A 24,171-nucleotide genomic window follows, 5' to 3' on the forward strand; every position below is an offset into this window, starting at 1 on the left:
CTACTTCACAAACGCAAAAAGCAAGCGAAGCCGGTTGTCTTGCATTGATATTTGAATCACCGAAGAGTAAGAACTGAAATAAAAAAGCCCAAGGCCTAAACCCTGGGCTTCTTTACTTTAAGTGACGCTTAAACGCTTACGGTATCCGCAACCTCACTAAAGTCTTTGATCTTGTCAAAGTTCATGTAGCGATACACATCATTGGCTTTGGCATTGACCGCTTGGAACTGTTCCAAGTACTCGGCCATGGTGGGTATCCGACCGAGTAGGGCGGCGACCGCAGCGAGTTCAGCCGAAGCTAAATACACCCGCGTATCAATTCCTAAACGATTAGGGAAGTTACGTGTTGAAGTGGAAACCGCGGTAGCGCCTTTGCGGATTTGGGCTTGATTACCCATGCACAATGAGCAACCGGGGGACTCCATGCGCGCACCAGTGCGACCCAAAATGCCATAGTAGCCTTCCTCGGTGAGGATCATGGCATCCATCTTGGTGGGCGGTGCTACCCAGAGGCGCGTTGGGATATCGGTTTTGCCTTCAAGGATTTTGCCAGCTGCACGGAAGTGTCCAATATTGGTCATGCACGAACCAATAAACACTTCATCGATTTTGTCACCCTGAACCTCAGAGAGGTACTTCACATCATCTGGATCATTGGGGCAGGCTAAGATTGGTTCTTTGATCTCGTTTAGATCGATCTCAATGACCTCAGCATAATCGGCATTCGCATCGGCCTTGAGTAATTGTGGGTTTGCGATCCAGTTCTCCATCGCTTTGATACGGCGTGCGAGGGTGCGCTTATCTTCGTAGCCATTCGCAATCATCCACTTCATAAGCGTAATGTTGGAGCGCATGTATTCGATAATGGGCTCTTTATTGAGATGCACGGTGCAACCACCGGCAGAACGCTCGGCTGACGCATCCGATAGTTCAAAAGCCTGCTCGACCTTCAGATCAGGTAAGCCTTCAATCTCGAGAATACGACCGGAGAACACATTCTTCTTACCCTTTTTCTCAACGGTGAGGAGACCACGCTTAATCGCAAAAAGAGGAATTGCATTGACCAAGTCCCGCAAGGTAATACCAGGTTGCATTTGGCCCTTAAAGCGAACCAGTACGGACTCGGGCATATCAAGTGGCATGACACCGGTTGCAGCCGCGAATGCGACCAGACCCGACCCAGCAGGGAAAGAGATGCCAATGGGGAAGCGAGTGTGGCTGTCGCCACCGGTGCCACACGTATCGGGCAACAACAAGCGATTTAACCAACTATGAATCACACCATCACCTGGGCGCAGTGATACGCCACCGCGATTGGTCATAAACGATGGCAGTTCATGATGGGTACGAATGTCCACCGGCTTTGGATAGGCCGAGGTGTGGCAAAACGATTGCATCACTAAGTCTGCGGAGAATCCCAAGCAAGCAAGGTCTTTTAGTTCATCGCGGGTCATTGGACCCGTGGTGTCTTGCGAACCCACGGTGGTCATGTGAGGCTCGCAATAGGTTCCTGGACGAACGCCTTGGCCTTCGGGTAGGCCACATGCACGACCCACCATCTTTTGGGCCAAGCTAAAGCCCTTCTTATTATCAGGTGGGCTAATTGGTACTTGGAACTCTGTCGATGCGGGTAAGCCAAGTGAGGCGCGTGCCTTAGCCGTTAAACCACGACCAATAATGAGTGGAATCCGACCGCCGGCGCGAACCTCATCGAGGATCACTGGCGACTTCAATGTGAACCCCGCAATCACCTTGCCATCTTTGTAAACCTTGCCTTCATAGGGGCGCAGTTCAATCACATCACCCATATTCATTTGGTTGACATCAAGCTCAATGGGGAGGGCGCCCGCATCTTCCATGGTGTTAAAAAAGATCGGTGCAATTTTGCTGCCCAAGCAAACACCACCATAGCGCTTATTGGGTACAAATGGAATGTCTTGACCGGTCCACCAGAGAACGGAGTTGGTGGCTGATTTACGAGACGACCCAGTGCCAACGACATCGCCCACATAGGCAATTTGATGGCCTTTTTGCTTAAGCGCCTCAATTTGTTTCATGGGGCCACGCACTCCAGCCTCATCGGGTTCGATGCCGGGGCGTTGATTTTTGAGCATCACCGTCGCATGCAACGGAATATCGGGACGGCTCCACGCATCGGGGGCTGGGGAGAGATCATCAGTATTGGTTTCACCGGTGACCTTAAAGACCGTGAGGGTCATGGATTTTGGTACTGCAGGCCGGCTGGTAAACCACTCGGCATTAGCCCAACTCTGAATCACAGCCTTAGCATTGGCATTACCTTTTTCGGCTAACTCATTGACATCATTAAAGTAATCAAACATGAGTAAGGTTTTCTTGAGGGCTTCGGTCGCGGCAGCGCCACACTCCTTATCCTCTAGTAATTCAACTAATGGTTTGATGTTGTAACCCCCAAGCATGGTGCCCAAGAGTTCAGTCGCCTTAATCCGTGAAATGACAGGAGATTGCAGCTTCCCTTTGGCAACCGCATCCAAAAACTCGGCCTTAACCTTGGCCGCCTCATCCACTCCAGCGGGTACGCGATAGCTAATTAAATCAAGGAGTTGGGCCTCTAAACCTTGAGGAGGGTTCTGAAGCATTTTGACTAACTCAGCGGTTTGATCCTTGGTTAATGGGAGGGCGGGGATGCCTTGCGCGGCACGTTCAGCTACGTGGGATTGGTATGCGTCTAACATAAGATTCCTGATCAGAAGTGGGCCAAAAGAACAGGCTATATTGTAAAACTTTACTGACAGGGGATCTAGAGAAAATACCCCTAATCCGCTTGATCCTTAGAGGATTTGTTCGTCCTTTAAGGCCCAAACCAGGGCAATCACCCAGCCAATTAAGGACCACCCCAAAAAGAGGTTCAAGGCAAAAATAGCCCCCGTATTAGCGCGCTTACGGTAAAACGCAATGGCTGCCGGTAAGAAGTAAAAGAGGGAGAGAAGGGTAATGAGAATGGCGAAGAATAAACGCATTCCTAATTTTACTTAGGGCAAGTCCGAATCCTCCTTTTTTTTCAATCCGCCCAAGCTATCGTTATAATTGCGTATTACCAATAGACGTTAAGCGATGACCAAATACGTTTTTGTCACTGGTGGTGTAGTTTCTTCTCTGGGAAAAGGAATTGCAGCCGCCTCGCTTGCCGCGATTCTTGAATCACGCGGCCTGAAAGTCACCCTCCTAAAATTAGACCCTTACATCAACGTTGATCCTGGAACCATGAGTCCGTTCCAGCATGGTGAGGTCTTTGTAACCGAAGACGGGGCTGAGACCGATCTCGATTTGGGGCATTACGAGCGCTTTGTGAGCGCGAAGATGCGCAAGAGCAATAACTTCACCACGGGCCAAATTTATGAGTCGGTAATCCGCAAAGAACGCCGCGGTGAGTATCTTGGCAAGACCGTTCAAGTGATTCCACACATAACCAATGAGATACAGGCCTTTGTGGAAAAGGGTGCCAAAGCGAGTCATGATGGCCAGGCCGATATTGCGATTTGCGAGATTGGCGGTACCGTCGGTGACATTGAGTCCTTGCCGTTCTTAGAAGCGGCACGTCAAATGAGCTTGAGACTTCCCAAAGGCGATTGTGCATTTGTGCATCTGACCCTTGTACCTTGGATTCAGAGTGCGGGGGAGTTGAAGACCAAACCAACGCAGCACTCGGTGCAAAAGCTTCGCGAGATTGGTATTTTGCCAACGGTCTTATTGTGCCGCGCCGATCGTGAGATTCCGGATGATGAGCGCGCTAAGATTTCTTTGTTCTCCAATGTCCGCGAAGAAGCAGTCATCTCGGTGTGGGATGTCGATACGATTTATAAGATTCCGAAGATGTTGCACGAGCAAGGCATGGATGAGCTCATCTGTCAGGAACTTAATATTCATGCAAAGCCTGCTGATCTAGCGATGTGGAACTCGTTGGTGTACGAGCTTGAGCATCCTCAGTATGAGGTCACGATTGGTATGGTGGGTAAGTATGTGGACCTCACCGAATCCTATAAATCATTGATTGAAGCCCTGCGCCACGCTGGAATTCATAACCATACCAAAATTAATATTCGATACATTGATTCCGAGCGCTTGGAGCAAGGTAATTTAGAGTGCCTCTACGATCTCGATGCCATTTTGGTACCCGGTGGATTTGGTAAACGCGGCACCGAAGGAAAGATCAAAGCCATTCAGTATGCGCGTGAAAACAGCGTACCGTATTTGGGGATCTGCTTAGGCATGCAGCTTGCTGTGATTGAGTTCGCACGGCATGTTGCGAAGATTGACGCAGCCAATAGCACTGAGTTTGACCCCGATACGCCCAATCCCGTTGTGGCTCTCATTACCGAGTGGCTTGATCGCGAGGGCAGGATTGAAAAACGAGCAGCTGACTCTGACATGGGTGGCACGATGCGCTTGGGTTCACAAAAATGCCCAGTGAAACTCCACACACTCGCGCACAGCATCTATGGATCTGAAGTGAATGAGCGTCACCGCCATCGTTACGAGGTGAACAACATCTACGCACCAAAGCTTGAGAAAGCCGGTATGGTCATTTCTGCACGGACTCCGAATGAAGATTTGCCAGAGATGATGGAGTTACCCAAATCAATGCACCCATGGTTCTTTGGAGTGCAGTTTCACCCGGAGTTCACCTCAACGCCAAGAGCAGGGCATCCCTTGTTCTTAGCCTACATCCGCGCAGCGCTCGCGCGTCAGACTGCTAAAACAGCAGTTGCTGCGTAATTGGATTCTTATGTTTAATCATTTGTGTGGCTTCGAGATTGGTTTAAACAAACCATTCTTCTTGATCGCAGGTCCCTGCGTCATAGAGTCGGAACAGTTTTCGATCGATACCGCAGGACAAATTAAAGCGATTTGCAAGGAACTGCATATCCCCTTTATTTATAAATCGTCTTTTGATAAAGCCAACCGTTCTTCAGGAAGTTCGTTTCGGGGACTTGGAATGGAAAAGGGCTTGGCGATCTTAGAGAAGGTCAAGAAGCAAATAAACGTTCCTGTTCTCACCGATGTGCATGAGATCAGTGATGTGAGCGCAGTGGCGTCCGTGGTTGATGTGTTGCAAACCCCAGCGTTTCTGTGTCGCCAGACGGACTTCATTGCCGCCGTTGCTCAAAGTGGTAAACCAGTCAATATTAAGAAGGGGCAATTTTTATCCCCTCATGAGATGGGTAATGTGGTCGATAAAGCCCGTGCGGCAGCGCGTGAGAAAAACCTACCCGATCAGTTTATGGTGTGTGAACGCGGCGCCAGTTTTGGTTACAACAATTTAGTATCGGATATGCGCAGCCTTGCCATCATGCGCTCGACTAAGGCCCCCGTTGTATTTGATGCAACGCACTCGGTGCAATTGCCTGGTGGTCAAGGTAGCAGTAGTGGTGGCCAACGCGAGTTTGTCCCGGTTCTTGCGCGTGCAGCGGTAGCAGTTGGTATCAGCGGTCTCTTTATGGAGACCCACCCGGATCCTGCTAAGGCACTATCGGATGGTCCGAATGCAGTACCGCTTAATCACTTAAAAGATTTATTAGCAACACTCCAACAATTGGATCGTGTTGTGAAGCAAGCCAATATGTTTTTAGAAGACCGATTTGTTGATCGTTCTTAACAAATCGTTGATCTTCATCACCGAACAGATACCTAGGAGAAATCATGAGCGCAATTGTTGACATTATTGGTCGAGAGATCTTGGACTCGCGTGGCAATCCCACCGTTGAGTGCGATGTTCTACTTGAGTCCGGTGTGATGGCACGAGCTGCCGTTCCATCGGGTGCATCGACCGGTTCTCGTGAGGCGATTGAGTTACGCGACGGTGATGCCTCTCGTTATCTTGGCAAAGGCGTACTAAAAGCGGTTGAGAACATCAATACCAAAATCGCAGAAACCGTATTGGGTTTGGATGCCAGTGAGCAGGCCTTTTTGGATCGCACCCTAAACGACCTTGACGGTACCCACAATAAAGCGGGACTTGGAGCCAATGCGACGTTGGCGGTATCAATGGCCGTGGCTCGTGCTGCAGCAGAAGAGGCAGGCTTACCCCTCTATCGCTATTTTGGCGGCTCAGGTGCTATGCAATTGCCAGTGCCGATGATGAACATCGTCAATGGTGGCGCTCATGCGAACAATAGCTTAGATATTCAGGAGTTCATGATCATGCCAGTGGGTGTGGACAGCTTTCGGGAAGCACTGCGCTGTGGTGCCGAGGTCTTTCATGCGCTCAAGAAAATATTGCACGATAAAAATATGCCAACCTCGGTGGGTGATGAAGGCGGCTTTGCCCCCAACTTCAAGAGTAACCAAGAGTGCTTAGAAACCATTCTGTGTGCGATTGAGAAAGCGGGCTATCACCCCGGTGACAATGTGTTGCTGGCCTTAGATTGCGCGGCAAGCGAGTTCTATAACGATGGTAAATACCATTTATCGGGTGAAGGCTTGCAACTCAGTTCTACCGAGTTTGCCGATTACCTTGGCAATCTGGCTAATCAGTTTCCGATTGTGTCGATTGAAGATGGAATGCATGAGAGTGATTGGGATGGTTGGGCAACCCTCACCCAAAAATTGGGTCAAACAATTCAACTCGTTGGCGACGATCTCTTTGTCACCAACACTCGCATCCTCAAAGAGGGCATTGACAAAGGCATTGCTAACTCGATTCTGATCAAAATTAATCAAATCGGTACGCTCACCGAGACCTTTGCAGCGATTGAGATGGCTAAACGCGCCAATTACACCGCCGTCATCTCCCATCGCTCTGGTGAAACCGAAGACAGCACGATTGCCGATATTGCAGTGGGCACCAATGCCGGCCAAATCAAAACCGGTTCACTCTCGCGCTCTGACCGAATTGCTAAATACAATCAGCTCTTGCGCATCGAGGAGGATTTGGGTGATGTAGCGAGCTATCCTGGTAAAGCAGCGTTCTACAACTTGCACAATCTAAAGTAAACCGGCTTGCGCGATGCGCCTGATTATCTACTCGATGCTGGGATTGCTGATCGTGATTCAGTACCCGCTGTGGTTTGGTCAGGGTGGATGGTTAAAGGCCTACGAGTTAGAGCGTCAGCTTGAAGCCCAGATCCAAAAAAATAAAGCCTTAGAAATTCGGAACAATAAACTCGCCGGTGACGTGAAGGATTTAAAAGAGGGCACGCGCGCCATTGAAGAGCGGGCTCGATCCGAGCACGGGATGATTAAAGAAGGTGAGTATTTTGTGCAGATTGTTCCTAAGGACGGCGTTCCTCAGAACCCCAATCTTGCCCCGGCACCAACTGCTCCAAAGCAATAATTAATGCCCCTTGGAAGCCGGTCGTACGGCATCGCTAAGCGTTGCACTAGTCAATGCTTGTTTGCAGTCAACCGCATCAAAACGGTATTGCATGCCACAGAAGTCGCAGCGGGTCTCAACGGCACCGAGTTCGGCCAAAATGCTATCGACCTCTTCTTGACCAAGCATCCGAATCACATCCGCAACCCGCTCACGCGAGCAGCGGCAGGCAAAGCGAATGAGGCGTATTGGAAAGCTGCGCACACCAAACCGTTCGGATTCTTCTAAAAACAAGCGACGCAATAAGGTCTCTGGTGAAACCTCGAGGAGTTCTTCATTGGTAATGGTGCTTCCAAGCATCTGAATTCGTTCCCAGCCCTCGGCCATCATCTTGGGATCGTATTGCGAGGCGCCACCGGCATCGGGCATGCGTTGTAATAAAAATCCGCCTAAGGATTGTGAGCTGGAGGTAAGCCAGATGCGCGTATCAATTTGTTCCGAGTGTTGCATGTATTGCATGATGGCCTCACTCACCGTTTCAATCGGTTCATCAAGACCGGGGTGGGTGGAGGATGGCCGTTTTAATGCCACAATACCTTGATACGGCGTTTGGGAAGGTTTGCGATCGATCGGATCGAGGGTGATGGCTAAACGCCCAGAGCCCTCCGCATCGAGTAACTCGGCAAGCGTGGCATTGTCAGGAATTTCACCAAAATCAGGATTGAGAGAAACGCTTGCCCGAATTTCAAGTTGAGAGGTGCATTCAACCACCAAAAGTTGAATCGGCCCCTTACTCTGTGCCTGAATCATGAGGGTGCCATCAAGCTTAATGCTAGCAGTCAGGAGGGTGGCGGCTGCAACAAACTCACCCATTACCTTTTGCACTGCCGGTGGATCCTTGCGTAAGGCCACTATGTTCTGCCAGGCACTTCCAATCGAAACAAATTCACCCCGAACGGGGGCTCCATCGCATACAAAGACCAAAAGCTGATTCATCCTAAAAATATCCCGAGCAGTTCTGACCTGAGATAATACTGCCCATGCGTATTCGAACCCGTTTTGCCCCAAGCCCAACCGGCTTTATTCATTTAGGTAACCTGCGAAGTGCGTTATATCCATGGGCCTTTGCCAGAAGTAAAGGTGGGGACTTTATCTTGCGGATTGAAGATACCGATCAAGAGCGCTCCTCACTCGAGGCCGTTGAGGTCATTTTAGAAGGAATGCATTGGCTTGGCTTGGATCCGGATGAAGGGCCAATCTATCAAATGCAACGCATGGATCGCTATCGTGAAGTTCTCAAGCAGATGCTTGCTGATGGCTCGGCATATTACTGTTATATGAGCGAAGACGAACTCAATCGTTTACGTGATCAGCAAATGGCTAATAAAGAGAAGCCACGCTATAACGGCTTCTGGCGTCCTGAGCCAGGCAAGACATTGCCAGAGCCCCCAAAAGATGGTTTACCAGTGATTCGTTTTAAAAACCCGATTGGCGGCTCCGTCATTTGGAAGGATGCGGTCAAAGGATTAATTGAAATCAGTAACGATGAGCTCGATGATCTCATCATCGCTCGTCCTGATGGCACCCCCACCTATAACTTTTGTGTGGTGGTTGATGATCTCGACATGCAGATTACCCATGTGATTCGGGGTGATGATCACGTGAACAACACCCCTCGGCAAATCAACATCATGAAAGCCCTCGGTGGGACGCCACCGGTCTACGCGCACTTACCAACAGTCTTGGATGAAAGTGGCGAGAAGATGAGCAAGCGTAATGGTGCTCTGAGTGTGCGCGACTATCAAAAAATGGGCTATTTGCCTGAGGCCGTTCTAAATTACCTTGCTCGATTGGGTTGGTCACATGGCGACGCTGAAATTTTTACCCAAGAGCAGTTTGTGAAATGGTTTGATCTGGAGCACTTGGGGCGCTCACCCGCACAACATAACCCTGAAAAATTACTCTGGCTCAATCATCACTATATCCAGCAAGGTGATGCAAAGCGCCTTGTGCAGTTATGTATGCCGTTTATTCATCAGCAGGGGATTGATCTCTCGCAGGGTCCTGATTTTGAGTCCGTAGTTCACTTACTTAAGGATCGAGCAAATACCCTATTAGAGATAGTGGAGGGAGCTAAGCTTTTTTATCAGGGTCGACCCAATCTAAATAGCGAGCAAATTGCACAAAATATCCCGACCGCCGTGATTCCAGCTATCGCAGATTTTAGAGAGCGACTAATAGCATCAAATCCCAAAAGCAAAGAAGAGGTTGCTAGTCAATTAAAAGCCACGCTAGCCCAGTTTCAACTCAAGATGCCAGCCTTGGCAATGCCAATCCGGTATGCATTATTTGCCACCACCCAAACACCAGCACTCGATGCAGTGATTGCAGTGATGGGCAAAGACGAAGTCATCGAGCGTCTGACAAAAATAGGCTAAAATCTTGGATTGTTTTGAAAGTGCATCAATATAAGGGGGTATAGCTCAGCTGGGAGAGCGCTTGCATGGCATGCAAGAGGTCAGCGGTTCGATCCCGCTTATCTCCACCAACAAAACAAGTAGTCCAAGGTCCCCATCGTCTAGAGGCCTAGGACATCACCCTTTCACGGTGAGTACGGGGGTTCGAATCCCCCTGGGGACGCCAGTCATGCAGTGACGCGCATGATGCAGTATCTGGAGCGGTAGTTCAGTTGGTTAGAATATCGGCCTGTCACGCCGAGGGTCGCGGGTTCGAGTCCCGTCCGCTCCGCCAATTTCTAAAAGCCACCTTCGGGTGGTTTTTTCATTAAATGGTCATGAAACCCACTATCATTACAGCAATATTCTCGTTTGAGGTATTTTTGTTCATTAACCATAGAGGAATTTCATGAAGAAAATTGCACTTGTAAGCGCAGCAGTACTAATGATGGGCACATCGGTTGCCATCGCCCAAAATAAACCACAAGCTGTGGTTGCTGTTGAAACTGCTCCAGGCGTCTTAAAAGTAGCTGAAGGTGTTCAGTTCCAAGGTAAATTCAAATCCGTTGATCCAAAAACCCGTCAAGTCGTTATTGTTGGCCCCAATGGCAATGAGTTCAAAACCGTCTTAGGCGATGAGGTCAAAAACTTTAATCAAATTAAAGTCGGTGATATCGTGACCCTCACGCATGTTGAGATCTTGGTAGCAGATATTAAAAAGCCAAGCAAAGTTGAAATCCGTGAGCGTATTGAAACTGAAAAAGCAGCGCGTGCAAAGTTGGGTGATAAACCCGCTGCCGCGATTGAGCGTCAAGTTACCGTGGTTGCTGACGTGACCGCTGTGGATGAGAAGAAAGGCACGATTACTCTGCGTGGTGCAACCCGTACATTGGATCTCAAAGTGAAGGATCCGAAAGTACTCAAAGGCGTAAAAGTTGGCACCCAAGTGGAAGCAACGGTTACTGAGATCATTGCGATTGAAGTAACTGCTCCTAAGAAATAATTTGTATCGTATTAAAGACCCGTCTGGTGTGAGCTAGGCGGGTTTTTTATCATGACGCTGAAGAAAACCGATTTAGCAAAACGCCAAGGTTTGCAAATTGCTTTGCGGATGAAAAACGCAAGCAAAGCTGACTTGTTAGATAAACAGGCAAAGGGTAGGCCAAACGCAAAACCAGCCCCTTTATTGCAGTCAATTTTGAGCAAAACGAAGCAAGACGAATCCAAGTCGTAAGTTAGTATTACCCCGCAGTCATTTAGACTCATCTATGCAATTTGGATATAAAGCCTATTCATATCCAAACTAATTGATCTGATAAACCCCATTTTTGCTTAAATTTAGGCTATTTTTGTAATAGACTAATTTCAATCCATTAATACAGTAACCATTTGAAGTGGGGGTCGTGATGAGAACCAATCAAGCAATTAATGCAGTGGGCAGCATCCCCAAAGCGATTGATGGACCTTGCGCATGGCGAGGATCTGACCTTGCTCAGAAATCCGATTGGATTGTGCAGTGGACCTCCGCACAAGTCGCCGAACTCGAGCGTGCAGCAGAGCACTTTGCTAGCACTGGACTTGCGCTTGAGAACATTACGCCTGAGAGTTTTCCCCTTCAAAACCTAAGTTCATTGATTGGGGGGCAATTGCAAGAGCTCTTGCATGGTCGTGGTTTTGTGATGCTTCGAGGTTTGCCGATCGCAAACTGGTCGATAGAGAAGGCTGCCACTATTTACATGGGGATTGGTCGCCATATGGGTAGTTTGCGTAGCTCCAACGGTAAGGGCCATCTTTTGGGTCATGTGCGCGATCAAGGTGCCAAGGTTGAAGCGGGCGCACGTTTTTACCAAACCAACAAGAAGCTGGATTACCACACTGACTCTGCTGATATTGTGGGTCTCTTATGTCTCCAGAAAGCGAAGCAGGGCGGAGAGTCCTTCATTGCAAGTTCAATGGCAGTCTACAACGAACTCGTGAAGCGCCGCCCCGATTTAATCCCAGCGATGTTTACCCCATATCCCACCGATCGTCGTGGCGAGGTGCCTGAAGGCCGTGACCCATGGTTTGAGATCCCGATCTTTAACTGGTATCACGGTGAACTATCGTGCGTTTATCTGCGCCACTATATTGAGGAAGCGCAACGCCGCTTTCCGAATGCTCCGCGCTTAACTAAAGAGCAAGTGGAGGTGATGGATTTGATCGATGCAATCTTGCAAGAACCCGGTTTCCCATTGCAAATGGCGTTTGAGCCGGGCGATATTCAGCTCTTGCACAACCATCAAATTCTGCACTCCAGAAATGACTTTGAGAACTGGCCTGAGCCTGAGCGTCACCGTCATTTGCTAAGACTCTGGATTGCCCCGCCATCGGGCCGCCCATTACCCGATTACTTTGCCTCCCGCTGGGGCAATGTCACGCCTGGCGACCGGGGTGGCATTATCGTGCCGGGTACCAAACTCTCCGTAGAGCTGAGCACCTAAAACCCTAAAGGCGTTATACCTAGTTATTACCCTGATTGGTTTCCCAAAAATCGACTTGTAGTATGGGTTGCTGTACTTATAAATACATCCCATTGTGGAGGAGATCTAAGATGCTGAAGTCTAGTAAACGCCTGATCGGCAAATCAATTCTTGTGGGGCTGGTGGCCAGTGCGTTTGGCATAAGTCCTGCGCTTGCGCAAAACTACCCCAACAAAACCATTACCTTGATTGCTCCCTATGCTGCTGGGGGTGACAGCGATTTCTCGGGCCGCAATCTCGCTGCGGTAGCGAGCAAGATGATTGGTCAACCGGTTGTTGTTCAAAACGTAGTGGGCGCATCGGGAACCATTGGTTCACAAAAAGTACGCACCTCACCACCAGATGGCTATACCTTATTGGTATCGCGCGGTGGATCGCAAGCCATTACTCCAGCACTGGATAGTAATACGCCCTACAAATGGAATGATTTCACGATGATCTCGTTGTTGGATTTCAATCCGGTGGTGTGTGTGGTTAAAAATGACGCACCCTACAAGAACATGAAAGATTTGATTGATGCGATCCGTGCTAACCCCGGTAAGCTCAACTACGCATCTGCCGGTCCTGGTACCACGCAGCATTTAGCGGTAGAAGTGATGCTCAGTCAACTTGGATTGCCATCAACTGCAGCCATGATGATCCCCTACAAAGGAGGCGGTGAAGCAACAACTGCGTTATTAGGTGGTCAAGTGCAATTTATTTGCAACAATCTAACCACCATGGTTGGCCAAATTAAGGGCGGTGCAATGCGTGCGTTAGTTACATCAACCCCTAACCGCCTCAAAGACTTCCCTGATGTGCCTACCGCTAAAGAAATGGGTATCAGTAACCTCGAGCAAGTCATGGGATGGAGTGGTTTATATGGACCCCCAGGGATGCCTGCTGAGGTAGTGAACAAATGGCAAGCTGTTTTGAAGGAAGTCGCGAAAGACCCAGCTTGGTTGCGCGGTAACGATACCGTTGGTGCAATCCCAGCGATTCGTTCACCCCAAGATACTGAGAAATTTGCCCGGGAGCAATTTGAGCTCTATAGCAAATTAGGAACACAACTGAACCTAAAGAAATAAACAAAAGGTCTTAAAAATCACGGCCCCATCATTAGGGGCCGTTTTTATTTGGTTGCGCTGTTCCGCTTCGCTGCCTCGTACAAGGGCATCACTTTGGGTATTAATGCAGAAAGCTCCTTAATGCGATTCTCATTGGAAGGATGGGTCGATAAAAACTCAGGGGGGTTCTTGCCCTGACTCTCTTTACTCATCTTTTGCCACAATGTAATGGCAGCCCGCGGATCATAGCCGCCACGCGCCGCTAGCTCTAAGCCAATCGCATCGGCTTCACGTTCATTCTGCCGCGAGTTTGGCAATACCAACACGTACTGCATGATTTGATTGGCCGCATCAATCGATTGAGCCGAACCTGCGCCTGCTGCGGCAAGCGCAACATTACTAATGATGTTTTGAGCAAGTGCTTGCGAGACCTGCTCACGCCCATGCTCCCGAACCGCATGAGCAATCTCATGACCCATGATGGCAGCAATCTCATCATCGGTTAAGTTGAGTTTATTAATAATCCCGCTATAAAAGGTAATGCGACCACCGGGTGCACAGGTGGCGTTCACAATGGGGGAATCAATTAACTGCAGACCCCAGTTCCAATTACGCGTATCGTCCCGAAATACCGCCGTCTGCGGAATCAAGCGATTGGCAATGGTCTTAAGGCGCTCATATTCAGGGCCACTGGTAATGAGTATCTTTTTCTTCTGCGCCGCCTTGGCCTGTTGCTCATAACTAATGGCGGACATCCGATCAATTTGCGCTGCGGAGATCATCATGAACTGAGAGCGCTCGACTCCAACGACCCCAGGACGACTGGTATTGGCACATGCCACCAAGAGGCAGCATGCCACCAAAACACTAATCACGGTTTGAATAAACCTTGGTTGATAGATCAGGTGCATAGTGGATAAACGCCTGATAAGGAAGAGTGGATGACCTGAACTAGCTGCGCTTGAGATTCGGGGCAGGTAGGCCCTCGATCAAAATGTTCAAGATCGCCGGTAAGCCTTTGGCTTGTAAGCGCTGCGCAGCGGGTAAGACATCAAGCGCATCGGTGACTAGTTCACCGGCACCACCAAAGGCGAGTGCAACCTGATCATAGCGGGATGGTAAAAGCTCACATCCCTTGGCCCGTTCTTGACCATATTCCCGTATCTGAATCTGATACTCGGCATTCCAGCAGGCATCATTTCCCACCACACCAATGAATGGCAGTTGATAACGAACGGCAGTATCGAGTTCGGATGAATGAAAGCCAAAGGTGCCATCCCCCATGACCGCAACGACCGGAACCCCAGGCTTGGTGAACGCTGCCGCAGTGGCAAAAGGAAGTGCGGCACCAATCGAACCAGCAACACCATTAATCACACGATTTGGGGCATGCAGACAGGCTTGAGCCCATTGACCAATTTCACCACCATCAATCACCAATACTGAATCTGGATGGGAGTCGAGAATGGCTTGTAAGGCAAGCATTGCTCTGCCCGGATGCGCATGATTGGGCGTCTTGGATGTGGCGGTCGACCAAGTAGTGGGACGATAGGCAATTGATTCATTCACCCATGGTAGCCAACTGGCATCCTGCGTTTTGGTAGGCACACTCTGCGCCGCATGCAGTAGGGCATCCATCGAAGACGATAAATCCGCTTGCAGTGCCATCTCTAAGCGTGAACCGAGCGCATTCTGAGATCGTTTGAGTTCATTAGCCTCGGAATCAATTTGCATAAAGCGTGCATCGGCCTTAAACGTTGGTGCGTTCCCAAATTTGAGTGTGAAGTCCAAGCGTTTCTCAAGCAGTAAGACACAATCGCTTTGCGCAAGAACCTCGGCAAACGCACCCAAGCTCGGATCGCCCACGCCGCGAGGACTCTCCGTTGCGATGACTGGGACGCCAAGCGCTTTACTCAATGCATGGAGTTGCTTCGCGTACCGATAGCAACCGCGCGGACCGACGATCACAACTGGCTTTTGAGCAGCACGCAGTTGCGTAACGATCGACTGCGCTTTCTCAGAAGTGAGGGGGGCGTTTAGTGTGAGTTTGGGTGCGCTGGGACTTGGTGTTGTAGAGGCATTTGGTAAAGGGTTCTCAAGAGCATCGGCAGGCAAACTGAGATGAACGGGTCCTGGTCGTCCGGATTGGGCAATCGCACACGCTAACTGAAAATCTGCAGCGAGATACTGCGGTCCTCTACAGGTCCATGACGCTTTGCATAAAGGCGCTGCAATATCCGCTTGGGACATTTCTTGGAATGCGCCTTTGCCCAATTGATTCAAAGGAGCATGACCCGATAAGAGCACGACTGGGGATTCGGCCATGGCGGCGGTGTACAGCGCCGACACTGCATTGGCATGACCTGGACCACCGGTCACCATCGCGATGCCTACTTTGCCACTCAAGCGAGCATACGCATCGGCCATGTGAACCGTTGCTGCCTCATGACGCGTATGAATTAATTTAATGGGTTCATCAATCACCGCATCAAAAATTGGCATGATGTGATTACCCGAAAGCGTAAAAATTGAATTTACACCCTGTGCTTTAAAGGCATCCACCAATGAATGCGCGCCAAGCCGTTCTGCCATGATGACTCCTTAATGAATCCTTTTATTTTTTCTGGGCAGCAGCCGGAGCGGGAGCGGTAAATGAAGCCGCCATTGCATCGTATAGAACAATCTTGACCTCATCGTTCACCGCAATGTCTTTGAGTAAGGCGGCATTCTTGATGCGGTAGATGTCTGGCTTACCTTTAGGACCCTTCACTGAAATCGTCAGTTTCTGGCGATCAATGCCAATCACGGTGGCAATAATGGTCGTGGTGTTCGAAATTACAGAGGCAGGCTTACTACCAAGTGGAGCAGAAGTTTGACTGGTGGTTTGCACCTCGCTACGAATGCCTTGGTTGTTCACTTTGAGCAACTCAATCACAACCGCTAGTTCATGGGTGACGGTGAGGCGATCACCAACCTTAATTTGAGGAAAGTTTTTAATCTCCGGGCCGGCTACAAAATTAGTGACCGTACCGTCCTTATCTTTTAAGGTCACGGTGCGGGTTTTGCTATCCACCTTAGTAACCACTGCATCCACTAACTGATAGACCTCATCAATACCAGCTGCTGCAATGGGCGCCTTGTTGGGATCAACCACTGCTGGCTTAGTTTGGGCAAGGGTTGTGCAAGAAAACCCAATACTTATAACGAGGATTGCAAAATTTTTCGTGGTGCGTGTTAATAAATTCATGATTTTGATTAATGGTTGATGAATACCAAGTGATTATGACCCGATTTCCCTGGCCCACCAGTTTCCCTTAAATTGACCTGCCAGCCAATCGATTAATTTACTGACCTTGCTGGTCAGAAGTCGTGGTGAGCTATAGACCGCATGAATCTCTTGAGCAGGCATAGTCCAATCCTCGAGGAGGGGTTTGAGGTGACGACTTTGGACCGAGGTATGGGCCACATACCAAGGTAGGGCAGCAATACCGAGATGTTGTCTGGTGGCTGATAGAAGTGCTGAAAGATTATTGGAGTAGAGGGGGCCTTGCACCTGAATGGACTTGTTCGAGCCGTCGCGACCTGTAAATTGCCAGCGATGGTCTCCTTGAACCGAGCTGTAAATCAGTGCGGTGTGACGACTCAAATCGCTTGGAATCGAGGGTGTACCAGCTTGCATGAGGTACTCAGGGGTAGCAACAAGGACCCAGGGATTGAGTCCTAAAAAGCGCGCACCCAAACTGGAATCGGATAATCGCCCCATCCGAATGGCGAGGTCAACACCTTCCTCGACCAAATTAATGTAGCGGTCATCTAAATTGAGGCTCACCTGCAACTGAGGATGCTCTTGCATGAACCGCAGGACCAGTGGGGTTAAAACGCGTCGACCAAAGGCTACCGAGCTACTAATATTGAGTTTGCCCTGCACCTCAGATTGCAAGAGACCCGCCAGGTTCTCAGCGTCCTCAACCTCATGAATAATCGTTTTGCACTTCTCGTAATAGATCTTCCCAATTTCAGTGGGGGTTACCCCACGGGTACTGCGGTGAAGTAACAGAGACCCCAAGCGCTTTTCCAGGGCAGCGACGTGTTTCGTGGCCGTCGGTTGGGTAATACCCAAACTGCTTGCAGCCTTACTGAAAGAGCCAGTTTCAACTACCCGTATGAATAAGGAGATGCCTTGAATTCGATCCATAAGTCATTGATTTAAATAGTATAAAACGTATATATTCCAAAATAGAATAGATGATATTAAGGTATCACACTTCTCAGAATACCTCAATTTAAGGATGATTCATCCATCTTATTCAAAAGGAGGCAACAATGGCACTCATGAAAGCCGCAATGGCAGCTGTTTTGGTAATGGAAAAAGAGGGTATCACCACGGCATTTGGTGTGCCTGGCGCCGCAATTAATCCGCTCTACGCACAATTGCGTGAGCGTCAATCAATTACCCATATTTTGGCCCGCCACGTTGAGGGCGCCTCGCACATGGCTGAAGGCTATACCCGTGCTAAGGCTGGCAATATCGGTGTTTGCATCGGTACGTCTGGCCCCGCTGGTACTGACATGATTACTGGCTTGTATTCAGCAAGCGCTGATTCGATTCCAATCCTCTGTATTACTGGTCAAGCGCCACGTGCCCGTCTCTATAAAGAAGACTTCCAAGCGGTTGACATCGAGAGCATTGCGAAGCCAGTGACCAAAATGGCAGTGACTGTGCGTGAACCCGGCTTGGTGCCACGCGTATTTCAGCAAGCGTTTCATGTGATGCGCTCCGGACGTCCTGGCCCAGTGCTTATTGACTTGCCAATCGATGTGCAGTTAGCCGAGATCGAGTTTGATATCGATACCTATGAGCCATTGCCCGTTTACAAACCATTTGCTAATAAGAAACAAATTGAGAAGGCAATGGAGATGTTGATGTCGGCCGAGAAGCCATTGATTGTGGCTGGCGGCGGAATCATTAATGCGGATGCAGCAAATCTTTTGGTGGAGTTCGCTGAAATCACTGGCGTTCCAGTGATTCCTACCTTGATGGGTTGGGGCTCGATTCCGGATGACCATCCCTTGATGGCTGGTATGGTTGGCTTGCAAACTTCCCATCGTTATGGCAATGCCACAATGTTGGCTAGCGACTTTGTCCTAGGAATTGGTAACCGTTGGGCAAATCGTCATACCGGCTCAATCGATGTGTACACCAAAGGCCGTAAGTTTGTGCATGTGGATATTGAGCCAACACAGATTGGTCGCGTATTCAATCCCGATTACGGCATTGTGTCCGATGCGAAAGCAGCCCTCGAACTCTTTGTTGAGGTAGCGAAAGAGTGGAAAGCAAAAGGCAAACTCAATAATTACAGCGATTGGGTCTCGCGTTGCCAAGAACGTAAGCGCCTAATGTTGCGCAAAACAAACTTTGACAATGTGCCGATTAAACCCCAGCGCGTATATCAAGAGATGAACCAAGCATTCAAGCGCGATACGGTTTATGTATCAACGATTGGTCTGTCCCAAATTGCGGGTGGTCAGTTCTTACATGTTTATGGTGCCCGTCAATGGATTAACTGCGGTCAAGCAGGCCCCTTAGGTTGGACAGTACCCGCTGCACTGGGTGTGTTGGCTGCTGATCCAACCCGCACAGTGGTAGGTCTTGCTGGCGATTATGACTTCCAGTTCCTGATTGAGGAGTTAGCGGTCGGTGCTCAGTTCCACCTCCCATTGGTCATGGTGTTGGTGAACAACAGCTACCTTGGCCTCATCCGCCAAGCTCAGCGCGGCTTTGATATGGATTACTGCGTACAGCTTGCCTTTGACAATATCAACGTACACGATGACAACTTAAAAGGCTATGGCGTTGATCACGGTAAAGTAGTTGAGGGCTTGGGTTGCAAAACCTTGCGTGTAACGCAGCCAGGCAAGATTCAGGAGGCCTTGATTGAAGCGCAGAAGATGGCTAAAGAATACCGCGTACCCGTAGTTGTTGAGATCATTTTGGAGAAGGTGACCAATATCGCAATGGGCACCGAGATCAATAACATCAACGAGTTTGAAGATATTGATTGCCGTCATCCCGCTGGTACCGAAGGCTTGGTAACAGCTGGTCTTTTAGAATAAGTCTTTTTTTAACTCAACCAGAGGAATTGGAATGCCAAAGTTTGCTGCAAATTTATCGATGTTGTTTAACGAAGTCCCATTCATGGAGCGCTTTGACAAAGCAGCGGCTTGTGGTTTTAAGGCAGTCGAATTCCTCTATCCCTATGCCTATGCGGCGAGTGAGATCAAAGCCAAGCTTGATCATAACCAATTGAAATTGGTGTTACACAACATTCCTGCTGGAGATTGGGATGGTGGTGAGCGGGGTATTGCTTGCTTGCCAGACCGCATTGATGAATATCGTGCAGGGGTAGCGAAGGCTATTGAATACGCAACCGCTCTTGGGGTTGGTCAGCTGAATTGCCTAGCCGGTAAGGTACCTGCCGGTGTTGACCCGAAAGTATTGCATAGTACCTTTGTGAGTAATTTGAAGTACACCGCAGGTGAGTTTAAAAAGCATGGCCTCAAGTTATTGATTGAGCCGATTAATACCTTTGATATTCCAGGTTTCTTTCTATCAACCACTGCTCAAGGTATTGCCATCCTCGATGAAGTGGGGGCCGATAACGCTTTCTTGCAATACGACATCTATCATGCGCAACGCATGGAAGGCGAGTTAGCAAACTCCATCAAAAAATACCTAAATCGTATTGGGCATATGCAATTAGCGGATAACCCAGGGCGTAACGAACCTGGGACTGGTGAAATTAACTATGTCTATCTGTTCAAGTTCATTGATCAATTGGGTTATCAAGGCTGGATCGGCTGCGAATATAAGCCAGCTACCACCACTGAAGCTGGCTTAGGCTGGTTGAAGTCGGTTTCCTAAAATTAATTCAGTTCGTTATTTTTCAAAGGGATTGCTATGAGTGCAAAGAAATTGGGTTTTGTTGGCTTAGGTATTATGGGTTCTCCGATGGCTGGTCATTTAATCAAGGGCGGCCATACGATTTATTTAGCAACGCGAAGCCAAGTACCCGAGGAACTCATTAAGGCAGGAGGTATTGCATGCAAGACCCCCGCTGAGGTTGCTCAGCATGCCGACATCATCTTCACAATGGTTCCTGATACTCCCGATGTTGAAAAAGTTCTCTTTGGTGAGAACGGCATTGCCTCCGGGATAAGCAAAGGCAAGATTGTGGTGGACATGAGTTCCATCTCACCAATTGCGACCAAAGAGTTTGCTAAAAAGCTTAATGATCTCGGTTGCAATTATGTCGATGCTCCCGTGTCTGGTGGTCAGGTTGGCGCACAAAACGCCACGCTCTCGATTATGGTTGGAGGAGACGAAGCGGTATTTAATCAAGTCAAACCGCTCTTTGAACTAATGGGTAAAAATATCAACCTCGTGGGTGGTAATGGCGCAGGACAAACTGCAAAAGTAGCCAATCAAATTATTGTGGCGCTTAACATTGAGGCGGTTGGTGAGGCTCTCTTATTTGCTGCTAAAGCAGGCGCCGATCCTGCCAAGGTTCGTCAAGCATTGATGGGCGGCTTTGCGAGTTCAAAGATTTTGGAGGTGCATGGTGAACGCATGGTCAATCGCACTTTTAATCCAGGCTTTCGGATTGAGTTGCACCAAAAGGATTTGAACTTAGCCCTTAGTAGCGCTAAAGCACTTGGTGTCTCTTTGCCCAATACGGCGACTGCCCAAGAGTTATTTAATTCATGCGCGGCTCACGGTGGTAAAGCATGGGATCACTCGGCTATGGTCAAAGCGCTTGAGACCCTGGCGAACTTTGAGATTGGACAAAAAGCAAACTAAGGCACCATGCCCGATCATCCTGATCTGCTGATTGTTTATTTACATGGATTTCGGTCCTCACCGAACTCCTCAAAAGCCCAGTTAACCAAGGATGCCATTGCATCCTTGGTCGAGAAGGGCAAGTCAATTCACTGGTATTGCCCCCAACTACCGCCATCGCCTGGCGAAGCAATTGCTATAGTTAAGACCAATATTGCAGCAGTAAAACCTAAACGCATCAGCTTTATCGGTTCATCGCTTGGCGGATTTTATGCAACGCATTTGGCCGAGCAGTTTCCCAATGCACGTGCTGTGTTACTGAATCCAGCAGTGCGAGCCGCTCGGGAGTTAGCGCCCTACGTTGGGCAACTCACTGCCTATGACAGCGATGAACCTTTTGATTGGCGAGCAGAGTATGTCGAGCAGTTGCGTCAACAACAGGTGGAAAAGATAACGCATCCCGAGCGCTATTTGTTAGTTGCAGCAACCGGTGACGAGTTGCTTGATTGGCATGAGATGGTCGACTTTTACCCCAATGCAAACCATGAAGTCATTGAGGGGAGCGATCATGGCATTACCGAGTATCCCTTGTATCTCGATCGGGTGGTTCACTTCGCCTGCTATCTCGACTAATTAATGAGCGGAGTTAGCTCCGGTTCTAAACTGCTCTTCGATGGCCTTGGTAATTTTGGTGCGAGCATGATTCTTGCGCTCTAGTAGACCTACCCGACGATAAATGGTTTTACGAGGTGGATTGGCAATTACGATGCGTTTGTCTTTGTTCCACTCGACATTGGCCAGTTTTGGCACCACGGCATAGCCAAAGCCTTGACGAACTAATTCAATAATGGCCTCAACCGAGTTAACCACCATGCTGTTGCGGATCTCCAGACCATTGACTCGAATAAACCGATCGACTAGCTCCCCAGTCCAGGTTTTGGGTTCAAACCGAATGAAGGGTAGATTTGATGGATCCTTGCCCTTGGGGTAAATCAAAATCATCGCTTCCTCATACAACAAAGTCCAGCGAATACTTTTTGGTAACGCGTAGGGAGACTCCGTCACAATCGCCGCATCGAGTAGACCATCGATCACCTGCTGCAAGAAGTCGCTCGATAGGCCTGTGCTAATTTTTAGTTCAAGGCCAGGATACTCATCTTTCAAATGATCCAGTGTTTTGCCAAATTGCCCCATCAAACTTGAAACAAGCGCGCCCACGGTGAGTGAGCCCGATAGCCCAGTTCGAAACTGACTTCCAAGGGATTCGTAGCGGGAGAGGATGTCTTGGATGGGTTCGATTAGAGCGCGGCCCTGATTATTAAGAATCAGTGAGCGCTTATTGCGATCAAATAATGTCACCCCCAATTCAGCCTCTAACTGGGCTAGCTGCTGTCCTGCTGCAGCAGGGGTTAAGCCAATCTCACGGGCGGCGGCAGCCACGCTACTGTGACGCGTAATGGCAATGAAGTTTTTGAGAACCCGAATACTGGACATGAACTTGATCGTAAAGTATTTCTTTATCTGAATTAAAATACTATTCGATTTATTTTTTATTGTCTATCCCTATAATGTGGATATGAATGCAAGCATCCTCAAAGTAAAAGTCTGGCGGGGCACCGATGCCGGTGAGTTCGTCGAGTACGACGTGCCGCGTGCCGCTAATCAAACGGTATTGGACGTAGTGACCTATATCCAGCGCAAAATTGATCCGACCTTGAGCTATCGCTTTGCCTGCCGTGTTGGAATGTGCGGCTCTTGTGCGATGACCGTCAACGGTAAGGCCCGTTGGACCTGCCGGACTCATGTGGCCAAAATTGCCGATCAAAATACCCTTGAGATTGCACCCCTGGATAATTTACCCATCATCAAAGATCTGGCAACCGATATGCGCGAGTTCTTTGACAAAATGAGCAAGGCCGTCGGTTACTTTAAAGGGGACAAGACCCGATTTGATGATTTTGCTCAGGTCAAACCAGATTCAGAGGAACGTCAACTCGCCAACGCGGGTATTGAATGCATCGGGTGTGGCGTTTGTTATGCATCGTGTGAAGTAGTCTCAGCACGCGATAGTTATTTGGGTCCAGCTGCTCTCAATCGTGCTTGGACCCTGGTAAACGATGAGCGCGATACTCAGCAATTGGATCGCTTGCGAGCAGTTGCTGGTGATGCAGGCTGTCATTCGTGCCATACGCAAGGGACTTGTTCAGAGCGCTGCCCCAAACAGATTGAGCCAACCGCAGGAATTGCTGGTTTGAAGAAGATGGTTGGTCGAGCAGCAGTGAGAGGTAGTAAGTGGGGCAAGCTGTAATGACCAGTAGCGCCATTCTCCAGGCCAAACTTTGGTACTGCCAACGCATCAGTGCGATGGTGCTCACACTGTGTGTCGCAATCCATCTCATTATCATTTATTACGCCATTCAAGATGGTTTAAGCGCCGGGGAAATCTTGGCACGTACACGCGGCAATCTTGCCTTTGCACTTTTCTACGAGATCTTTGTTCTAGCCTGTTTTGTTCATGCCCCGATTGGTTTAGCGAATATTCTGCGTGAGAACATCCAAAGTGGGTTTCTGATTCGAGCACTTCCTGTGTTACTTGCGGCATTCATCCTGATCTTAGGAACAGCCGCGGTCATCGGCGTGGTGTGGGGTACGCCATGAGCCAGATAGGGCGTCGACTTGATTTTCGAACGAAGGCGCATTGGTCTTACTTTGCGTATTACTTGCATCGCGTCTCGGGTCTCTTACTAGCCTGCTTTTTACCCCTTCATTTTTTCCTGCTCTCACGCTCTTTGTATGGCGAAGCCGAGCTTGGCCGCTATCTGCAATTTACTGATCACCCCATGGTCAAGTTTGGGGAGTGGGGTTTAGTGACCCTGCTAGCCCTTCACCTAATCGGTGGCACCCGTTTATTGGTCATCGAGTTTGGTATTTGGAAAGGTTTGCGTAAGGCCTGGGTGCAGGTTACATTGATTAGCTCCTTGCTTTGTGGGGCCTTATTTTTAATCCTTTCTCGCTAACATCG

General features: G+C 49.1%; 24 protein-coding genes and 3 tRNA genes. 19 read left to right on the forward strand and 8 right to left on the reverse strand.

All coding sequences use genetic code 11. The features are described from left to right. Window positions 1-128 precede the first annotated feature (128 nt). Window positions 129-2,714 carry a bifunctional aconitate hydratase 2/2-methylisocitrate dehydratase gene (gene acnB / locus ICV32_RS04775; protein WP_215372343.1) on the reverse strand — a complete coding sequence of 862 codons (2,586 nt, stop codon included), beginning with the start codon at window positions 2,712-2,714 and terminating at the stop codon, window positions 129-131. A gap of 96 nt (window positions 2,715-2,810) precedes the next feature. Beyond that, on the reverse strand, window positions 2,811-2,999 hold the full coding sequence (locus ICV32_RS04780; RefSeq protein ID WP_215372344.1) for a superinfection immunity protein: 189 nt from the start codon (window positions 2,997-2,999) through the stop codon (window positions 2,811-2,813). 94 nt (window positions 3,000-3,093) lie between these two features. Between ICV32_RS04780 and ICV32_RS04785 the strand changes: the two genes are divergently transcribed. The 4 genes from ICV32_RS04785 to ftsB are packed head-to-tail and all read left to right on the forward strand — an operon-like array spanning window position 3,094 to window position 7,312. Further along, complete coding sequence (locus tag ICV32_RS04785) at window positions 3,094-4,755, forward strand: CTP synthase (RefSeq protein ID WP_215372345.1); 1,662 nt, start codon at window positions 3,094-3,096, stop codon at window positions 4,753-4,755. Window positions 4,756-4,765: 10 nt separating this feature from the next. Continuing rightward, complete coding sequence (gene kdsA / locus ICV32_RS04790) at window positions 4,766-5,635, forward strand: 3-deoxy-8-phosphooctulonate synthase (protein ID WP_215372347.1); 870 nt, start codon at window positions 4,766-4,768, stop codon at window positions 5,633-5,635. A gap of 44 nt (window positions 5,636-5,679) precedes the next feature. Continuing rightward, a complete protein-coding gene (eno, locus tag ICV32_RS04795) occupies window positions 5,680-6,972 on the forward strand; it encodes a phosphopyruvate hydratase (RefSeq protein ID WP_215372348.1) in 1,293 nt (430 codons plus the stop codon). Window positions 6,973-6,985: 13 nt separating this feature from the next. Beyond that, on the forward strand, window positions 6,986-7,312 hold the full coding sequence (ftsB, locus tag ICV32_RS04800) for a cell division protein FtsB (protein WP_215372350.1): 327 nt from the start codon (window positions 6,986-6,988) through the stop codon (window positions 7,310-7,312). Here the strand turns inward: ftsB and ICV32_RS04805 are convergent, their stop codons facing one another. Then, entirely contained in the window at window positions 7,313-8,287 is a 975-nt protein-coding gene (locus ICV32_RS04805; protein ID WP_215372352.1) for an Hsp33 family molecular chaperone HslO, read from the reverse strand. 38 nt (window positions 8,288-8,325) lie between these two features. Here ICV32_RS04805 and gltX point away from each other — a divergent pair, with 38 nt between their 5' ends. From gltX to ICV32_RS04845, 8 genes are all read left to right on the forward strand, one after another. Further along, the gene (gltX, locus tag ICV32_RS04810) at window positions 8,326-9,729 is read left to right on the forward strand and encodes a glutamate--tRNA ligase (RefSeq protein WP_215372564.1); all 1,404 of its coding nucleotides are present in this window, start codon (window positions 8,326-8,328) and stop codon (window positions 9,727-9,729) included. 34 nt (window positions 9,730-9,763) lie between these two features. Further along, window positions 9,764-9,839, forward strand: a tRNA-Ala gene (locus ICV32_RS04815). 19 nt (window positions 9,840-9,858) lie between these two features. Continuing rightward, a tRNA-Glu gene (locus ICV32_RS04820) sits at window positions 9,859-9,934 on the forward strand. 31 nt (window positions 9,935-9,965) lie between these two features. Next, window positions 9,966-10,042, forward strand: a tRNA-Asp gene (locus tag ICV32_RS04825). Between the two features lie 114 nt (window positions 10,043-10,156). After that, entirely contained in the window at window positions 10,157-10,750 is a 594-nt protein-coding gene (locus ICV32_RS04830; RefSeq protein ID WP_215372354.1) for a hypothetical protein, read from the forward strand. Window positions 10,751-10,801: 51 nt separating this feature from the next. Further along, window positions 10,802-10,981 (forward strand): hypothetical protein, encoded by a 180-nt coding sequence (locus ICV32_RS04835; RefSeq protein WP_215372355.1) that lies wholly within the window; start codon window positions 10,802-10,804, stop codon window positions 10,979-10,981. Window positions 10,982-11,153: 172 nt separating this feature from the next. Next, on the forward strand, window positions 11,154-12,227 hold the full coding sequence (locus ICV32_RS04840; protein ID WP_215372357.1) for a TauD/TfdA family dioxygenase: 1,074 nt from the start codon (window positions 11,154-11,156) through the stop codon (window positions 12,225-12,227). A 110-nt stretch (window positions 12,228-12,337) separates the two neighbouring features. Next, window positions 12,338-13,333 (forward strand): tripartite tricarboxylate transporter substrate binding protein, encoded by a 996-nt coding sequence (locus tag ICV32_RS04845; RefSeq protein WP_215372359.1) that lies wholly within the window; start codon window positions 12,338-12,340, stop codon window positions 13,331-13,333. A 44-nt stretch (window positions 13,334-13,377) separates the two neighbouring features. Here ICV32_RS04845 and ICV32_RS04850 read toward each other — a convergent pair whose 3' ends face one another. Genes ICV32_RS04850 through ICV32_RS04865 form a run of 4 tightly spaced genes read right to left on the reverse strand, consistent with a single transcriptional unit; the run spans window position 13,378 to window position 17,507 of the window. Further along, entirely contained in the window at window positions 13,378-14,223 is an 846-nt protein-coding gene (locus ICV32_RS04850) for a M48 family metallopeptidase (protein ID WP_215372360.1), read from the reverse strand. Window positions 14,224-14,263: 40 nt separating this feature from the next. Then, window positions 14,264-15,904, reverse strand: a complete 1,641-nt coding sequence (locus tag ICV32_RS04855; RefSeq protein WP_251371942.1) for a thiamine pyrophosphate-binding protein — start codon at window positions 15,902-15,904, stop codon at window positions 14,264-14,266. 22 nt (window positions 15,905-15,926) lie between these two features. After that, window positions 15,927-16,559, reverse strand: coding sequence for a hypothetical protein (locus ICV32_RS04860; protein WP_215372362.1), 633 nt, complete (start codon window positions 16,557-16,559; stop codon window positions 15,927-15,929). Window positions 16,560-16,592: 33 nt separating this feature from the next. Then, the gene (locus ICV32_RS04865) at window positions 16,593-17,507 is read right to left on the reverse strand and encodes a LysR family transcriptional regulator (protein WP_215372364.1); all 915 of its coding nucleotides are present in this window, start codon (window positions 17,505-17,507) and stop codon (window positions 16,593-16,595) included. A gap of 128 nt (window positions 17,508-17,635) precedes the next feature. Here ICV32_RS04865 and gcl point away from each other — a divergent pair, with 128 nt between their 5' ends. Genes gcl through ICV32_RS04885 form a run of 4 tightly spaced genes read left to right on the forward strand, consistent with a single transcriptional unit; the run spans window position 17,636 to window position 21,782 of the window. Beyond that, entirely contained in the window at window positions 17,636-19,426 is a 1,791-nt protein-coding gene (gcl, locus tag ICV32_RS04870; protein ID WP_215372366.1) for a glyoxylate carboligase, read from the forward strand. 31 nt (window positions 19,427-19,457) lie between these two features. Next, a complete protein-coding gene (gene hyi / locus ICV32_RS04875) occupies window positions 19,458-20,234 on the forward strand; it encodes a hydroxypyruvate isomerase (protein WP_215372368.1) in 777 nt (258 codons plus the stop codon). A 36-nt stretch (window positions 20,235-20,270) separates the two neighbouring features. Then, on the forward strand, window positions 20,271-21,170 hold the full coding sequence (glxR, locus tag ICV32_RS04880) for a 2-hydroxy-3-oxopropionate reductase (protein WP_215372370.1): 900 nt from the start codon (window positions 20,271-20,273) through the stop codon (window positions 21,168-21,170). Between the two features lie 6 nt (window positions 21,171-21,176). Continuing rightward, window positions 21,177-21,782 carry a YqiA/YcfP family alpha/beta fold hydrolase gene (locus tag ICV32_RS04885; protein WP_251371944.1) on the forward strand — a complete coding sequence of 202 codons (606 nt, stop codon included), beginning with the start codon at window positions 21,177-21,179 and terminating at the stop codon, window positions 21,780-21,782. Here the strand turns inward: ICV32_RS04885 and ICV32_RS04890 are convergent, their stop codons facing one another. Beyond that, on the reverse strand, window positions 21,783-22,643 hold the full coding sequence (locus ICV32_RS04890) for a LysR family transcriptional regulator (RefSeq protein ID WP_215372371.1): 861 nt from the start codon (window positions 22,641-22,643) through the stop codon (window positions 21,783-21,785). 82 nt (window positions 22,644-22,725) lie between these two features. Here ICV32_RS04890 and ICV32_RS04895 point away from each other — a divergent pair, with 82 nt between their 5' ends. Genes ICV32_RS04895 through sdhC form a run of 3 tightly spaced genes read left to right on the forward strand, consistent with a single transcriptional unit; the run spans window position 22,726 to window position 24,166 of the window. Beyond that, on the forward strand, window positions 22,726-23,457 hold the full coding sequence (locus ICV32_RS04895) for a succinate dehydrogenase/fumarate reductase iron-sulfur subunit (RefSeq protein WP_215372373.1): 732 nt from the start codon (window positions 22,726-22,728) through the stop codon (window positions 23,455-23,457). Next, entirely contained in the window at window positions 23,457-23,807 is a 351-nt protein-coding gene (locus ICV32_RS04900; protein ID WP_215372375.1) for a succinate dehydrogenase, read from the forward strand. Before ICV32_RS04895 ends, ICV32_RS04900 begins: the two co-directional genes overlap by 1 nt. Further along, window positions 23,804-24,166, forward strand: a complete 363-nt coding sequence (gene sdhC, locus ICV32_RS04905; RefSeq protein WP_215372377.1) for a succinate dehydrogenase, cytochrome b556 subunit — start codon at window positions 23,804-23,806, stop codon at window positions 24,164-24,166. The genes ICV32_RS04900 and sdhC overlap by 4 nt, the downstream gene beginning before the upstream one ends. Window positions 24,167-24,171 lie beyond the last annotated feature (5 nt).

The sequence above is a fragment of the Polynucleobacter sp. MWH-UH24A genome, assembly GCF_018687475.1.
Classification (GTDB): Bacteria; Pseudomonadota; Gammaproteobacteria; order Burkholderiales; family Burkholderiaceae; genus Polynucleobacter.

Excerpts from the sequence above, each read along its gene's own strand:
- ICV32_RS04865 (WP_215372364.1), bottom strand. The coding sequence starts at position 17,507 with ATGGATCGAATTCAAGGCATCTCCTTATTCATACGGGTAGTTGAAACT.
- ICV32_RS04900 (WP_215372375.1), top strand. The coding sequence starts at position 23,457 with ATGACCAGTAGCGCCATTCTCCAGGCCAAACTTTGGTACTGCCAACGC.
- acnB (WP_215372343.1), bottom strand. The coding sequence starts at position 2,714 with ATGTTAGACGCATACCAATCCCACGTAGCTGAACGTGCCGCGCAAGGC.
- eno (WP_215372348.1), top strand. The coding sequence starts at position 5,680 with ATGAGCGCAATTGTTGACATTATTGGTCGAGAGATCTTGGACTCGCGT.
- ICV32_RS04885 (WP_251371944.1), top strand. The coding sequence starts at position 21,177 with ATGCCCGATCATCCTGATCTGCTGATTGTTTATTTACATGGATTTCGG.
- ICV32_RS04850 (WP_215372360.1), bottom strand. The coding sequence starts at position 14,223 with ATGCACCTGATCTATCAACCAAGGTTTATTCAAACCGTGATTAGTGTT.
- ICV32_RS04785 (WP_215372345.1), top strand. The coding sequence starts at position 3,094 with ATGACCAAATACGTTTTTGTCACTGGTGGTGTAGTTTCTTCTCTGGGA.
- ftsB (WP_215372350.1), top strand. The coding sequence starts at position 6,986 with ATGCGCCTGATTATCTACTCGATGCTGGGATTGCTGATCGTGATTCAG.
- ICV32_RS04840 (WP_215372357.1), top strand. The coding sequence starts at position 11,154 with ATGAGAACCAATCAAGCAATTAATGCAGTGGGCAGCATCCCCAAAGCG.
- glxR (WP_215372370.1), top strand. The coding sequence starts at position 20,271 with ATGAGTGCAAAGAAATTGGGTTTTGTTGGCTTAGGTATTATGGGTTCT.
- hyi (WP_215372368.1), top strand. The coding sequence starts at position 19,458 with ATGCCAAAGTTTGCTGCAAATTTATCGATGTTGTTTAACGAAGTCCCA.
- ICV32_RS04855 (WP_251371942.1), bottom strand. The coding sequence starts at position 15,904 with ATGGCAGAACGGCTTGGCGCGCATTCATTGGTGGATGCCTTTAAAGCA.
- ICV32_RS04830 (WP_215372354.1), top strand. The coding sequence starts at position 10,157 with ATGAAGAAAATTGCACTTGTAAGCGCAGCAGTACTAATGATGGGCACA.
- ICV32_RS04805 (WP_215372352.1), bottom strand. The coding sequence starts at position 8,287 with ATGAATCAGCTTTTGGTCTTTGTATGCGATGGAGCCCCCGTTCGGGGT.
- ICV32_RS04835 (WP_215372355.1), top strand. The coding sequence starts at position 10,802 with ATGACGCTGAAGAAAACCGATTTAGCAAAACGCCAAGGTTTGCAAATT.
- ICV32_RS04890 (WP_215372371.1), bottom strand. The coding sequence starts at position 22,643 with ATGTCCAGTATTCGGGTTCTCAAAAACTTCATTGCCATTACGCGTCAC.
- kdsA (WP_215372347.1), top strand. The coding sequence starts at position 4,766 with ATGTTTAATCATTTGTGTGGCTTCGAGATTGGTTTAAACAAACCATTC.
- ICV32_RS04780 (WP_215372344.1), bottom strand. The coding sequence starts at position 2,999 with ATGCGTTTATTCTTCGCCATTCTCATTACCCTTCTCTCCCTCTTTTAC.
- ICV32_RS04860 (WP_215372362.1), bottom strand. The coding sequence starts at position 16,559 with ATGAATTTATTAACACGCACCACGAAAAATTTTGCAATCCTCGTTATA.
- sdhC (WP_215372377.1), top strand. The coding sequence starts at position 23,804 with ATGAGCCAGATAGGGCGTCGACTTGATTTTCGAACGAAGGCGCATTGG.
- gcl (WP_215372366.1), top strand. The coding sequence starts at position 17,636 with ATGGCACTCATGAAAGCCGCAATGGCAGCTGTTTTGGTAATGGAAAAA.
- ICV32_RS04895 (WP_215372373.1), top strand. The coding sequence starts at position 22,726 with ATGAATGCAAGCATCCTCAAAGTAAAAGTCTGGCGGGGCACCGATGCC.
- ICV32_RS04845 (WP_215372359.1), top strand. The coding sequence starts at position 12,338 with ATGCTGAAGTCTAGTAAACGCCTGATCGGCAAATCAATTCTTGTGGGG.